A 14567-nucleotide genomic window follows, 5' to 3' on the forward strand; every position below is an offset into this window, starting at 1 on the left:
AATTCTATTTATTTTTTATGAAAATTAAATGCCCTACCACCATGGCACTCAAGACCAAAAAGGTTAACATGGCAGTTCCGTTAATGGAACGGTTCATAATAAATAATCCCACCAGAGCCTGGGCAATAAAGGCCGTTAGAGAACCTATCAGAAGTGCCTCCCGTCCGAGACAATTTTTATCACCATTTTCTCTTCTGTTACGGTAAGTTCGAAGCATCATAGTACCCACAACGACCACTCCCGCACACCACATGAGTAAGAAGAACAGGACCAAATAGCCAAAGTCAAAGGTTACCCCAAATATTCCCGGTAACATGTAGTCAATGATATCCTTCTTGGAAACCAGTATTCCAAAAAATAATGGAAATGGCAAACCGAAAAGGGTTATCAGAGATATGGGCAAAGACATATATCCATCAGAACCGCCTAAACACGTATCACCCCAGTAACAGGCGCCTAGTTGGTGACCGGTTAGGGTAGCGTTTTCTATAACCATTTTAACGCTGGGCATGGCATAGGTATCAATACGAGTCAAACGAAGCAAGGGACTTAAAATGCTCATGTCCAGTACCCTTGATAGGATCTCGAGGGACCCAAATCCAGCTATCACCACCACCCCCACCATCACTATCCGTTTGAGGGTGAATACTGATTTTTGTCGGAAAGACTTGGATATTAAAAAAAAGCCTAACAACAACCCCAAAATCCATAAAATAAGGAAAGAACGGTGCATTAAACCCCCAGCTATGGTTATTACGACCAAAAGTAATAGCACGTAGTTTCTTAAATTCTTAATATTAATACCTGCCTCTTTCATGGTGGGAAGAGCTGCCAGAGCGGTTACAATGGCCACAAGAGCCAAAGAGCCAAATGGGTGTGTGAATTCAGAGTGACTAAAACCGGGTAAAAACAGGAACAATGCATCAAAACCGAACAGGGCAGCGAAACCAGTTCCCACAATAAGGGCGCCCATCATGACTAGGCTCAGTGAGAGTGGGGCCAGGTTTAAGAGGAAAATTACCCCAACTTGCAGCATTATTGCTACCTCGATAATGTATTGAAGATGAGTTTCAGCGATTAAGGCCATTCCAGTATTCTCCAATTTGTTATATGTGAGTCCTTTAAAGAACCAGCTTACTTTAATATCTTAAAAAAATTTATACGTAATTTCTATAATAACAGTTCAAAATCCAGATTTTCTTTATGTTAAGATTGGCGCTTCATTAGGTCCAACCTTTTTTTATATACTTCAGAGCTAGTTATTTAAAGGTACCTATTTAAAAGCTTTGCGAGTGTTTTCAATTAAACATCAACATTAAGTTTAAATACCCCTAAGTCCTATGTGCTATAAGGGCTGGTAGCTCAGTCGGTAGAGTGTCGCCTTGGCATGGCGGAGGCCCCGGGTTCAAATCCCGGCCAGTCCACTCCCCATAGCTATTTTTGATGTGAATAAAAGTTTGAAGAAAAGCACATATTTAACCTGAAGCTGCTTGGTATATGTTTTCCAGAAGCATCTGGAATAGATCATCAGTTTCGATCTTTAACTCTTTCCTTTCACCTAATATCTGCCCCAGGGAGATGTCCACAATTTCATCCAGATCTGTAGAACGCTTCATAAGACCTTTTTTAATGTAATAACTATCCACTGCCAGTAATTTACCAGGATAGCAGGATATTACTGGAGTGCCCAGAAGTGCGGCCTCCCGGTTCATAGTGCCTCCTGCTCCAATTACCAAGTCACAGGCCTTCATCAAACTAAAAGTATCCACCGGTGGATGTATTATGGTAACTTTCCCGTCATCTGCGAAGATCTCCTCCTGCTCCTGGAAGCGGGGAATGACAAGTATATTAGCATGACCCTCCAGAGCCTCTACGATGGGTGATAACACCGATTTACGACAGTCCGCCTGAAGATAAGACGCCAATGCTGGTTCAGGTCGCATGAGAATTGTTTTATCCTTTTCCAGAACCAGATCAAGTTCCTGGAAAATTTTGGAATTGTAGTGGAAATCCTGAAGGTGATTGAGTTCACAAGTACCATTAAACCGCACCAGACTGTTGGGATCAGCCCCACACTCCAACACACGCCATACGTCAATGATCTGGGGTAGTATAATCTGATCACAAAGGGGTAGAGTTAGTTTATTAGCTGCCAGCGCATGTTCATTGTCCAATACGTACACACTGGGAATTCCTAATCCAAAAGAGATTCGGGGGAGTTCAATGGAATGTTTAGAAACAGATACATCCGGTTTCTCCCGGGCGATGAGTTTGGAAAGTTCAAAAACGCGGCTGGTACTGCGAAGCAGTTTATCCTCCAGTGTGGCCCCATGCTTTCCGACCAGAGTATATTCTATGTCAAAAAGGTCTAGAAGACGGTGCACATCCCCGAACTTCCTGGCGGTGATAAAGACCTCCTCACCTTCCTGTTCAAGATGCTCTATGATACTTTTGAAGAACCTCACATGGGGGGCGTTTACAATATCAATCCAGACCTTCAATTCATCACCGGTTGGTAATTTTAGACACTAATAAATTTCAGACCATAATATCAAACTTGATTACAGCTTTGAAAGGTTAGAAACTAAATAACTTATTTCATGTACGACTCTATAGCCACCATGATCTCATCTAGACCTTTTCCAGTTTTTAAACTGCTGGTTATAACCTGTACATCAGGATTGAGTTTCTTCACATCATCAACCATCTTTTCCACACTGGCCCCTACAGCATCTGCTATGTCCACCTTATTTATTACCACCAGTTCGGCGTCCTGAAATATTAGGGGATGTTTTTCCACTGTATCATCCCCTTCACTAACACTGATAACTACCATGCGCAGGTGGGAACCCAGATCGAAATCCACTGGACAAATCAGGTTTCCTACATTCTCAATGAACAACAAATCGATATTTTCCAAAGGCAGATCTTCAAGGGCATGTTTAACCAGATGAGCATCAAGATGGCATTCTTTCCCAGTGTTCAAGCCTACCACAGGTACATGATGCGATTCAAAACGTCCTGCATCGTACTTGCTGATGACATCCCCAGCTATAACCCCCACTTTATGGTCCAAATGATCAATTAAATTTTCAATAAGGGATGTTTTTCCGGATCCTATGGCGCCCAGAACATCCACAGCAAAAATTCCATTTTGATCCATTATTCTCTGATTCCTACGGGCCAGTTTTCGGTTGGCCACCATTATATCGTGTTGAATCTCCACATCGGCGATTTTATGCATCCTCATCAACCTTCTCTATTCTAATATTCTTGACGTTACATTCACGTCCCCTGGTAACTTCCACATTTCCACCCCCACATTCCGGGCAGAGAACTATGGTTAAATAGTGATCAGAACCTTCAGTATTTGCTTGTCCCTTAAAATCACAAGCTTGGCACTCTATCTCCACTGGAATTTCTTCAATGATTATCTCAGAACCCTCAAGGAGGGTTCCTTCAGTTATGACACCCAACAAAAATTTCAATTGTTCCGGATTGAGCATGGTGAGTTGTCCAATTTCAATGGTAATTTCCAGAACATCCTGGGCTTCGTTCTTCTGGGCAGCGTCCAGGACGGTGTCCACTATGGCCTGTGCCATGGAAAGTTCGTGCATAGCTTTACCTCTATTTAGTACTAACTTAATCTTACTATGGTTAAAGACTTACTATGGTTTAAAGAGAGCTTATTAATAAAGTTAACAAATAGTTGAAATATAATGCTTTAATATCTCTTTATGAGCTTAATGGTTTTAATAAAGGACCATGAATAACTTTAAGACATTAAACTCCCATAATGATTAGTCAAGGAGAGAAGGTGGTTTTATTGATCATAGGCGGATCTGCATCACAGAAACTGGCAGCCCAAATTGCAAAAAAGATGGGTGAACCCCTCTGCCCACTGGAAACACGTAAATTTCCTGATGGTGAACGCTACATACGCATTAACGGAAAATTGGAAGATAGAGTGACTGTGGTGCAATCTACCGGTTACCCGCAGGACGAAAACCTCATGGAACTTTTTTTAATCCTCAAAACACTGCAGAACATGGACGTAGAAAATATAAGGGTCGTTATTCCCTATTTTGGTTACGGAAGACAGGAAAGAAGTTTTAATCCTGGTGAAGCTATTTCTGCCTCGGTGATAGCAGATTTAATCGAATTTTCCGGCGTTTCCGAGGTATTCTGCATTAACCTCCATGAAGAGAGCATATGTGACCTCTTCAACGTACCCACCCACAACCTGTCGGCTATGCCTGCTATTGCTGAATATTTAAAAAATTGCATGGATAAACCACTACTACTAGCCCCGGATCATGGGGCCATCAATTTTGCCCGGGAAATTGCCGATATATTAGGTTGTGAATGTGACCACCTTGAAAAAAAACGTATTTCACCAGAATTAGTTGAAACCAAAACAAAAAACCTGGATGTTAAGGGAAGGGAAGTGGTTATTATTGACGACATTATCAGTACCGGCGGAACCATAGTCAACGCTATTAAGATGCTCAAAGAGCATGGGGCATCCCGGATTGCAGTTGGATGTGTACATCCTGTGCTGGTGGATGATGCTCTTCTGAAAATCTTCGCATCTGGTGCTGACGAAGTAGTTGGTACCGATACTTTAAAGTCAGAGGTTAGTGTGGTGTCCGTGGCCGGGCTGGTGGCGGATGCCTTGAAGAGTTAATTAGATTTTTTATTCTTTTTGATTCTATGCTCATTTCTTCTTATTAGCCAGCTCCAGGTTCACCCTTTTACCCTTAATTCTGGTCCCTTCCAGTGCTTCGGATATTTCCTGGGCATGTTCCAGTGGAAGTTCTATGAAGGAAAACTTGTCCAGAACATCAATACGGCCTATACTGGTTGATGATAATCCGGATACTTCATGAATGGCTTTTACTATATCTTTTGCCTTCACATTCTGCTTGCGACCCAAGTTAACGAAAAATCTGACTTTACCTGGTTGAGCTCCCGTATCACCAAAATCAGTGGAAGGTTTAGATTCTGAATTGTTCCTTTTGTCCAGTAACATTTTCATAAGAGCTGCAGCCACGTCTAGAGAACTGTAATCCTCTTCCATCAGCTTTTCAACCATCTGAACTTCCTGGCCCAGATATTCATTGTTGATTAGATGTTTTAAATTCTCCAGGAACCGGTAATTCTTAAGTTTCTCCACCTCTTGTAGTGATGGAATTTGTAACTGCTTAATTCGGACCTTAGTGTATCGTTGGATATCCCTTAACTTGTAAATCTCCTTTCCAGCCACGAAGGTGAAGGCTTGACCAGTTTTGCCAGCCCGACCAGTTCTACCAATACGATGCACATAATATTCGTCATCATTGGGAACATCGTAGTTGAAAACCGCTTCCACATCATCCACATCAATTCCTCGGGCCGCTACATCAGTAGCCACCAGAACCTCTATCTGTCCCTTTCGGAATTTTGCCATTACCCTGTCACGTTGATTCTGACTCATGTCACCATGTAAACCTCCAGCCATGTACCCTCTGGTCTGTAGATGATTTACCAGTTTATCAACTCTTCTTTTAGTATTGCAAAATACCAGGGACAGTTGAAGGTCGTGTAAGTCTATAAGTCGGGACAGTAGATCCAGTTTATTCTTCTCCCGCACCTCAAAATAGACCTGCTCTATTTGGGGCACAGTAAGTTCCTGATGGGCAACTTTCAAAAATTGGGGGTCATTCTGATACTTCTTAGTTAAAGCCAGTATTGCCTTGGACATGGTAGCAGAAAAAAGAAGCATCTGTCTTTCAGACGGCATTTTACCCAGGACGAATTCAATGTCCTCCCGGAAACCCATATCCAGCATTTCATCCGCCTCGTCCAGTATTATCATCTTAACCTTTCCCATGAAAAGGGTGCGCCGGTACATATGATCCATCACACGACCCGGAGTCCCAATAATAATCTGGACCCCTTTTTTAAGGGCTTTAATCTGTCTTTCTATGGGTTGCCCGCCATAAATTGGTAGAACATTGGTTTTTTTGTATTTTGAAAGTTTTTTAAGTTCTTCTGCCACTTGAATGGCCAGTTCTCTGGTGGGACAGAGAATTACAGCTTGCAAACTAGCATCATTAGGGTCGACCATTTCTAATACTGGTATCCCAAATGAAGCGGTTTTTCCAGTGCCAGTTTGAGCCTGGCCAATTACATCTTTTCCTTCCAAAATGGGAGGAATTACTAAAGACTGAATAGGAGTTGCTTCTTCAAATCCCAGGTCTTTAATAGCTTTTTTAATCTTAGGAGATAAATCCATGTCTTCAAATAATAAACTATTCATAATAATCTTCCTTATCCGAATTAATCTAATATTAGACCATTAATTACTAAACTCAAAATCAGCTTAAAATAATCAAAAATCTTAATCTAATACCTATTGGGAGGTTGTACTACTTATAATGATCCTAAAACTTAAAAAAATAAATAAAAAAAAAGTATCACTCCACTAAAAACAGAGGTTTTAGTGGGTTGCTGGTTGTTTCAGTATTCCATGAGGAACAATGTCGGCTATCTTCTTCATTTTCTCCATGAGGCTCTTTTTGCCCTTACCAACCAGAGTGTGCTCCAAGACATCACTGAGTGTTTCCACAGGTATAATTTCAATTTCTTTCTGGTAGCGTTCCTCAATGAACACATCTTCCATGTTGGATTGGGGTATGAGAACCTTTTTGATACCTGCCTCGGCTGCAGCTTCTATCTTGCCGGTGACACCACCGACAGGAAGCACATCCCCCCGTACACTTAAAGATCCAGTTAACGCCACAGACTGATCAACAGGGATGTTCTCCAGAGCAGATACCACAGCTGTTGCCACTGAAACACTGGCACTGTCACCCTCAACTCCCTCGTAGGACTGAAGGAACTGGATGTGAATATCGTAACTGGCTATATCTGTCCCTGTGTGCTTTTTAATAAGAGCACTGACGTTTTGAACAGCTTCACGAGCAATTTCTCCTAATTTTCCGGTGGCAATGATTTTGCCCTCCTCTTTACTCTGAGCTGGAGCAGCTTCAGCCACTATCGGCATTATGATACCACTTCGGTCACCGATGATAGCCAGACCATTTACCCGACCCACTTCTCCACCTTCAGATCTGAAAACTCGATAACGTTTCTTCTGGACAATGTAACGATCGGCAATCTGTTGTTCCAGGGTTCTTGCCAGCTTTTTGGCACTGATGACGTGGTCTAAGTCCACTTCATCTTTCTGCTCTCCTTTGGCTATGTCACCAGCGGCCCGTACCAGGCCGCCCAGATCACGAAGTTTTAAGGTTAATGATTCTTTCTTTCCAGCTCTACGTTGAGCTTCCCTGATAATCTCTTCCACGGCTTCTCTTCCAAAATGAGGTATTCTACCGTCTTTTTTAACTTCCTGGGCCACGAACTGGACCAGTTTGTCACGGTTTTCCTTATTGTCAGGCATGGTGTCCTTCATATACACTTCATAACCGTAACCCCGTATTCTGGATCTTAAGGCCGGGTGCATGCCTTCCAGAATATGGAGGTTACCACTAGCCACCAAAACAAAATCACATGGTACAGCCTGGGAACGGACCATTGCTCCACTGCTGGTCTCGCTCTGACCGGTAATGGAATACTTCTTCTCCTGCATGGCAGTTAGAAGTTCCTGCTGGGTTTTCATTTTCATGCTTCCCATTTCGTCCACATAAAGTACTCCCTTACTGGCCTTGTGAATCATCCCAGCTTCCACCCGCTCATGGGCAGGAGTGCCCAATCCACCGGATTGGTAGGGGTCGTGCCTCACATCACCTAGAAGAGCTCCGGAATGAGCTCCAGTAGCATCCACAAATGGGGCCATCTTATTTTTTTCATTATTTACCAGCAGTTTAGGCACCATTAAGGTACTGCGGGGTTTCATCTGTTGCAATGCTAGGAAAACAATACCAGCAGCGATGATGGCCGCCAGGAACTGTTGGAGCACAAATCCAATGACCATTATCAGACTGATAATGGCTATCATGAAGATGTTTTTTCGCTCATCCTGTGATTTAGCCTTTAATTTGTAATTGGTAACCACCGTCTTACCTTCACCAGCAGGCATAACGCCAATGAGGGGATTGTGATTGTCATCCATGTTAGGATATACCAGTATGTCTTGTAGTTCTTCTGGTGGTAAGAGCTCTGCCATCCCCTTTGCCAGCATAGACTTCCCTACACCAGGTTCTCCAATTAGAAGAACATTACGGCGTTGTTTAGCTGCTTTTCTGACGGTCTCCACGGCCTCTTCCTGGCCGATTATTTGATCGATGATTCTTTCCGGGACATCAATATCCTCGGAAGTCTTGTAACCACTAAATTCTAAGGTCTCATCTGTCTCAGAACCTTTTTCCGGGTTATGAATTGCCATGGGCTTTTTAAACCTCCATAAATTTGGATTAAGCAAAAATTAAAACTTTTTTTTAGTTTGATATACACTAGGTGGTATATGGTATCTTATATAAGAACATTTGCCTAAGGACATTTGTCTTGAATTTTCTTAATGTTTCTTATGTTTCTTATAAGTAGGATGTGGTAAAACCTATAAAAAATATAGGTAGCGAAGTAGAAGAGTATCTTCAATGATGCAATTGATTTAATAGATGAGTACAATTTTAGTACAATATGATTATATACAAGTTAGTGATAAAATGAAGTGCCTCATGGTCCAGGGAACATCATCCAACGCAGGGAAAAGCGTAGTTGTCGCTGCTCTATGCCGAATACTGTCTAAAAGAGGATTCAAAGTGGCTCCTTTCAAATCCCAGAACATGTCCCTAAATTCATTTACCACCCCAGAAAACCGAGAAATAGCCATGGCACAAGTTTTCCAAGCGGAAGCTGCTGGTCTGGAACCTCATCACCATATGAACCCTATACTGCTGAAACCCAAGGAAGACTTCACATCCCAGGTTATTGTCCATGGTCTACCAGCCGGTGATATGAATTTTTACCATTACCAGAATAATTTTCGGCATGAAGCTTTAAAAGCGATTAAAGAATCTCTAGATTCATTAGAAAAAGATTATGATATACTCATTATGGAAGGAGCTGGTTCACCGGCTGAAATCAACATGCTGGATCGTGACATGGCCAACATGCCCATCGCCCGTCTGGCTGATGCAGATGTGATCCTGGTGGCAGATATAGATCGTGGAGGGGTTTTTGCATCTATAGCTGGTACTTTTCAGCTTTTGCCACCCGAAGATCGGGTTAGGATCAAGGGAATTGTAATTAATAAGTTTCGGGGTAACCTGGACATTTTAGTTCCCGGAATCCGTCAGATAGAGGAAATTGTGGGAGTGCCTGTTTTGGGTGTGTTACCCTATGACGAACAACTGAAACTACCAGAAGAAGATTCAGCATCCCTATCAGAACATAAATACCTTAACCGAGGCCAGATTAAAGTGGGAGTTATGAGGTTGCCACGAATATCCAACTTCACGGATCTGGATCCTCTGGAGTATGAACCCGATATAGGAATTCGTCTGGTGGAGATGGGAGATGAGTTGGGCCAGTTAGATGCTCTCATCATACCGGGTACTCGTAACACCATCAGTGACATGGTAGCTTTAAATGAAGCTGGTTTCAGTGATGAAATCAGACAGATTGCCACTGAAATCCCTTTAGTTGGTATTTGTGGAGGGTATCAGATTCTGGGAGAGAAAATTATGGATCCCTCTTTAAAAGAGTCTAAACAGGGAACAGTAGATGGTTTAGGCCTTCTGAATGTTAAAACATCCTTTGGTAATGTGAAAAAAATCATCAGCCAGAGCCAGGGACAGATAATGGGAAATGGAATTTTTAAGGGACTGGAAGGGGAATTAATTAGGGGCTATGAGCTCCACGAAGGAGTGACTAATATCAAAGGTTCCAAACCACTCACACGCGTCATCAAGGGTTGTGGAAATCATCCTCAGTCCCAATTCGATGGAGCGGTGCAGGGAATGACCACCGGCACCTACTTCCATGGAATATTCCATAACTTTAGCTTCCGGAGATTTTTCATCGACTATTTAAGAGAAAAAAATGGCCTGGAAAAAATAGGCTTTGAAGTGGACCACTTTGAAGTGCGCAAGGGCTTTTCACTGGAACGTCTGGCCCAAATATTCGAAGAAAACGTGGATATGAAGATAATGGATAAAATATTGAGTATTGATTCCTAAAAAGATATTTTTTCCATATGAGAGTGCATTAGGATGTGAGTGTGCATTAATAGAACAGAATAGAAATAGCAAATTTTAGCAATTTATTTAACTAAAAACCCTTAATCATTTTGTGAATAAAGAAGTAACCTTCTTAACTGCCCCGGTTTTTACCAGAACCGATATTTTCTCGTTTTTGGCCAGCACCGTATCATCGTGGGGTATGGTGATCTGGCCATTATGGTGAATGGCTGCAATAATGTAATCGTTGGTGGGGCTAAGATCTCCTACTCGTTTTCCGATGGCTTTAGGATTCTGGATGCTTATATCCAGAAGTTCAGCATCTCCGCGGCCCACCACAATAAGATCAGCTATTTTAGGCCGGGTTATGAGTTTTTCCAGATAACTGGCAGCTGTTAGCTCAGGGCTGACCACGACATCAATACCCACCTTATGAAAGGCATCCTCGTGATCGGGGTTGCTCACCCTGGCTATGAGTTTAGGGATTTTATATTCCTTTACAAGAATGCTTGATAACAGATTGGCCTCGTCGTTACCAGTGGCTGCCACAAAGACATCAGCATCTTCTATGTTGGATTCTTCCAGGGTTTTAATATCAGTTCCATTACCACAGATTATCAGGGCATCTATTTCCCCGGCAGCAGTAGCACATAGATTCTCATCGCTTTCGATAAGAGTTACATCATGCCCAGTAGTCACCAAAGATTGGGCCAGGTGCAAACCAACCCTTCCGCCACCCATTATTACCACATACATCTGTTCACCACAATTAATCGGAATTTATGCATAATATTCATGAATTATAGAAGATTTGGATGTATTATAACTATTCTATCGACGTTAAACTTTGCATGTAGGACATTATATAGTTTTGGGAATTGGTAAAAAAAGATTCAAAGGTCTTTAATTGAAGAAAATAAATGAAAAATGAATTTTATTGGATTAAATACCCTCATTTATTCTCTAGCCCAGGAATGGTTGGGCTATGGTAAGAATCACCACAATGGTTAGAATTAGACCTATAATTACCAGGGGCAATCCTGCCTTGAAAATTTCTTTAATATTAACGTATCCACTTCCATAGGCCATGGCCACTGTTGGATCGGCCATGGGGAGCAGGAATGATAATGAACATGCAATAGCCACTGGCACCGCATAGGTGCCCACAGCAAGACCCTGTGCATTGGCCAAAGTCACCGAAAGAGGCACTAGAATAGCAGAAAGGGCTATGTTGGACATCACCTGGGTAATTACCACCGCTATTACCATCAGCACCACCATAATTAAGATGGTGGAGGGATCACTTCCCATCAGGGCCAGTAAGTCCTGTATCAACCAGGCCGCTGCACCAGTATTGAGTAGGGCATATCCCAGTGATAGAGCTCCTCCGAAGAATATTATGAGGCCCCAGTCAATGTTTTTCTGAGCATCCTGCCAGTTTATAACGCCGGCAATAAAGTATAAGGTGGCCCCTATAAGAGCAATGGAATAGCTGTTTAAGCCTGTGAACTGGGCAGTGACCCACAGCCCTATCGTAAATAGAAGTATAACTGCCGTTATCTTCTCATCCTTAGAGAGAGGACCCATTGATTTTAGTTTGGATGATACTACTTCCTTGCCACCTACTATACCCTTAACTTCAGAGGGAAATACTCTACCCAAAAGTTTCCAGATAACCAGCATGAGCATAATGGCCAATGGGAATCCGAAAATCATCCAGTCTACGAAGGGTATATTAGTATAAGCCGCTGCCATTAAGTTAGGCGCAGTACCTATCTCAGTGCCAAAACCACCGGCCAAGGAACCAAATGATGCACCTAAAATCATCGCCTTGGCAAAGTTGCTTTTACCTTTCTCAGCCTGATGACATCCCATAAGGGCGACAATCTCCCTTACCACCGGGACCAGCATGGCAAAGGCTACCACATTCTCGATCCAAGCGGACATGATCCCAGTAGAAAATACACTCACCAAAAGAGCCCGGCTAGAACTAGTTCCCACTCGATTTAGCATACTATACGTAAGACGTTGGGCAAGCCCACTCTTACGGATAGCCTCGGCGATGATGAAACCACCGATCATCAGGAAAATAATGGGGTTGGCAAATCCAATCACCGCGTTTTCAAAACTCTCGACACCTATTATGGGCTGAGCAAACAGGATGATCATGGAAGTTACAGGTAACGGGACAGTTTCCGTAGCCCACATTATTACGGCAAAGACCAATAGAGCCAGAGCAGCATGTCCCGAACTACTGAGACCTTCCATGGGGATTAAAAATATTATAAGTCCTGCAATAATTGCTAAAGGAATTCCTATTCTTTTGAAATTCGTATTTAATTCCTCCGTAAAAAAATTAATAAATATATAAAAAATTATTTTTCACTCTTTGGTGGTCTGGATCAGGAGAATAGTGCAGGGAGAGGTGTGTACCACCTTTTCCGAAACGCTGCCTAATAGGTGTTTATCCACTACACTTTTCCCTGTACCCATAATAAGCAGATCCACACCTTCTTCTTCGGCTGTTTTCACAATTTCATCGGCAGGATTGCCTTCCTTCAGAATAGGCCTGAATTTTATGTTAGGTCCCTTGAACTTTTTTTCCATATCCGATAGGACCTTCTTTCCCCTCTCAGTTAGTTCTTCTTTCATCATTTCCTTTATTTTTCGAGGAGTAAGGAATGGAGCAGAGGTTTCCGCAACATAGAGCCCAATTATCTCTGTGTCCCAATCTGCTATAAGTTGCATGGCCTCGTTTGCCATCTGATCAAGGTATTCGCCTGTACTGGTAACTAATATTTTCTGGTAAACCATAGTATCATCCTATTTAAGCTAATATAAATAATCTAATGACTGCATAGGCAAGGTAAGTTCCCATCAAGATGAGACCATCTGTCCTGGTTAGCTTCATTCCCCGTTTAATCAAAAGAAGCAGAAGTATGGTTACGAAGATCATAACCGGAGCATCAAAGGTCAAAGATAATGGCTCTACAGGGATGTTCATAATGAGTGCGGGGATACCAATACCAATCATGATGTTGAAGGTGTTACTACCCAGCACCGTTCCAATGGAGAGATCATGAAGACCCTTCATTGCCGAAGAAAATGTGACCACCAATTCTGGTATGCTGGTGCCAATGGCCAGGGTGAAAAGTCCCATAATCATCTCGGGAATGCCTGCTATACGCGCCAGTTCCACCCCACTATATACCAGAAGTCTACAACCAATAACCAGACCAGCTAGTCCCACTAAAGTCCAGGCCAGGGTTTTTCTGTTTATTCCATTGGGTTTCTCAGTGGCTCCTGATTCTGTGACCTCAGACTTAGGATCATTTTCAGTGTTACTCTCTTCTTTATCTTTATTTTCGATGTTAACAGCGGTTTCTTTCTTTTGATCTTTAATTAAAATCCATAAATAAACAGCGTAAACTGCAACCATAACAATAGCTGCGAATTTGTTAATTGATCCCATAAACATGAATCCCAGAAGAATAAAAGCAGTTATAAGAGTTACTGCACCATCACGATTAATTCCCCGAGTATCCGCCCGAATTACCCCCGCAAAGGTGGCTGATATTCCCAAAATACCGGCAATGTTCCAGATGTTGGATCCAATGACCGTGCCAACTCCAATGTCCACACTACCAGATAAAGAGGCTATTAATGCCGAACCAAATTCAGGTAAAGAAGTACCGATGGCCGAGGCGGTCACTCCCAGTATTACTTGAGATATACCTAAAGCTGCACCTATTTCAACTAAATTATCAACAAAGACGTCAGCAGCTTTAATTACGATAATTAAGGATACTACTAATATAGCGATTAACAATATCAAATCGAACATACTCTCACCGGAAAGAGGTTTCCTATCTCCGCATATATAGTTTTCTATTCAAATTATTCCAGTAATGTTTTGGTCAGCCGCTATTTATATTGAATGTTTTAGACCAAGCTAGATTGGTTAATCGATATACTTAATACGTGAATAATTGAATAGGATTTCCCTGATTTAAATTCAATATAATCTTAAACCTAAAAACTTATATACAATAATCCTACAACCATGGTATGCTGTTAAATTCGGCAACAAGCGGCGTTAGTCCAGCCTGGTTAAGACTCTAGCCTGCCACGCTAGCGACCCGGGTTCAAATCCCGGACGCCGCATTGCGGCTGTAGTCTAGTCTGGTTAGGACTTGGGCCTTCCAAGCCTACGACCCGGGTTCAAATCCCGGCAGCCGCACTTAAAACTACTTTTTGTAAATCAAAGACCTTAATTCTTCAAAATTTCACACTGTATTCTAAAAAAACTGCTATTCTAAAATAGATTAAGAAATAGGAATTGAATAAAGATAAAAAAAATATTTAGTAATCTTATTTCTATTA

The 14567-nt window shown here is 42.1% G+C and carries 12 protein-coding genes and 3 tRNA genes; 5 read left to right on the plus strand and 10 right to left on the minus strand.

Going from position 1 to position 14567, the window contains the following annotated elements; genetic code table 11:
- Positions 1-4: 4 nt before the first annotated feature.
- Positions 5-1087, minus strand: a complete 1083-nt coding sequence (locus FGU46_RS02620; protein ID WP_286476241.1) for a hypothetical protein — start codon at positions 1085-1087, stop codon at positions 5-7.
- 264 nt (positions 1088-1351) lie between these two features.
- Between FGU46_RS02620 and FGU46_RS02625 the strand changes: the two genes are divergently transcribed.
- A tRNA-Ala gene (locus FGU46_RS02625) sits at positions 1352-1424 on the plus strand.
- A gap of 51 nt (positions 1425-1475) precedes the next feature.
- On the opposite strand, the gene FGU46_RS02630 is transcribed toward FGU46_RS02625, so the two are convergent.
- The 3 genes from FGU46_RS02630 to hypA form a co-directional block, all read right to left on the minus strand.
- Positions 1476-2501, minus strand: coding sequence for a DUF354 domain-containing protein (locus FGU46_RS02630; RefSeq protein ID WP_286476243.1), 1026 nt, complete (start codon positions 2499-2501; stop codon positions 1476-1478).
- 92 nt (positions 2502-2593) lie between these two features.
- Positions 2594-3244, minus strand: coding sequence for a hydrogenase nickel incorporation protein HypB (gene hypB / locus FGU46_RS02635; RefSeq protein WP_286478499.1), 651 nt, complete (start codon positions 3242-3244; stop codon positions 2594-2596).
- Complete coding sequence (gene hypA, locus FGU46_RS02640) at positions 3237-3617, minus strand: hydrogenase maturation nickel metallochaperone HypA (RefSeq protein WP_286476245.1); 381 nt, start codon at positions 3615-3617, stop codon at positions 3237-3239. The genes hypB and hypA overlap by 8 nt, the downstream gene beginning before the upstream one ends.
- A gap of 209 nt (positions 3618-3826) precedes the next feature.
- On the opposite strand from hypA, the gene FGU46_RS02645 reads away from it, so the two are divergent.
- Positions 3827-4687 carry a ribose-phosphate diphosphokinase gene (locus FGU46_RS02645; protein WP_286476246.1) on the plus strand — a complete coding sequence of 287 codons (861 nt, stop codon included), beginning with the start codon at positions 3827-3829 and terminating at the stop codon, positions 4685-4687.
- 30 nt (positions 4688-4717) lie between these two features.
- On the opposite strand, the gene FGU46_RS02650 is transcribed toward FGU46_RS02645, so the two are convergent.
- The gene (locus FGU46_RS02650) at positions 4718-6301 is read right to left on the minus strand and encodes a DEAD/DEAH box helicase (RefSeq protein WP_286476248.1); all 1584 of its coding nucleotides are present in this window, start codon (positions 6299-6301) and stop codon (positions 4718-4720) included.
- Between the two features lie 180 nt (positions 6302-6481).
- On the minus strand, positions 6482-8389 hold the full coding sequence (lonB, locus tag FGU46_RS02655) for an ATP-dependent protease LonB (RefSeq protein WP_286476249.1): 1908 nt from the start codon (positions 8387-8389) through the stop codon (positions 6482-6484).
- A gap of 280 nt (positions 8390-8669) precedes the next feature.
- Here lonB and cobQ point away from each other — a divergent pair, with 280 nt between their 5' ends.
- On the plus strand, positions 8670-10184 hold the full coding sequence (cobQ, locus tag FGU46_RS02660; RefSeq protein ID WP_286476251.1) for a cobyric acid synthase CobQ: 1515 nt from the start codon (positions 8670-8672) through the stop codon (positions 10182-10184).
- A 105-nt stretch (positions 10185-10289) separates the two neighbouring features.
- On the opposite strand, the gene FGU46_RS02665 is transcribed toward cobQ, so the two are convergent.
- The 4 genes from FGU46_RS02665 to FGU46_RS02680 form a co-directional block, all read right to left on the minus strand.
- Positions 10290-10940, minus strand: a complete 651-nt coding sequence (locus tag FGU46_RS02665) for a potassium channel family protein (protein WP_286476253.1) — start codon at positions 10938-10940, stop codon at positions 10290-10292.
- Between the two features lie 207 nt (positions 10941-11147).
- Positions 11148-12563, minus strand: a complete 1416-nt coding sequence (locus FGU46_RS02670) for a DASS family sodium-coupled anion symporter (protein WP_353619909.1) — start codon at positions 12561-12563, stop codon at positions 11148-11150.
- Between the two features lie 3 nt (positions 12564-12566).
- Entirely contained in the window at positions 12567-12998 is a 432-nt protein-coding gene (locus FGU46_RS02675; protein ID WP_286476255.1) for a universal stress protein, read from the minus strand.
- A 13-nt stretch (positions 12999-13011) separates the two neighbouring features.
- The gene (locus FGU46_RS02680; protein WP_286476257.1) at positions 13012-14028 is read right to left on the minus strand and encodes a calcium/sodium antiporter; all 1017 of its coding nucleotides are present in this window, start codon (positions 14026-14028) and stop codon (positions 13012-13014) included.
- 246 nt (positions 14029-14274) lie between these two features.
- On the opposite strand from FGU46_RS02680, the gene FGU46_RS02685 reads away from it, so the two are divergent.
- Both FGU46_RS02685 and FGU46_RS02690 read left to right on the plus strand, forming a co-directional pair.
- Positions 14275-14348, plus strand: a tRNA-Gly gene (locus FGU46_RS02685).
- A 2-nt stretch (positions 14349-14350) separates the two neighbouring features.
- Positions 14351-14424 (plus strand) — tRNA-Gly (locus FGU46_RS02690).
- Positions 14425-14567 lie beyond the last annotated feature (143 nt).

It is taken from the genome of Methanobacterium sp. CWC-01, from assembly GCF_030323845.1.
Classification (GTDB): domain Archaea; phylum Methanobacteriota; class Methanobacteria; order Methanobacteriales; family Methanobacteriaceae; genus Methanobacterium; species Methanobacterium aridiramus.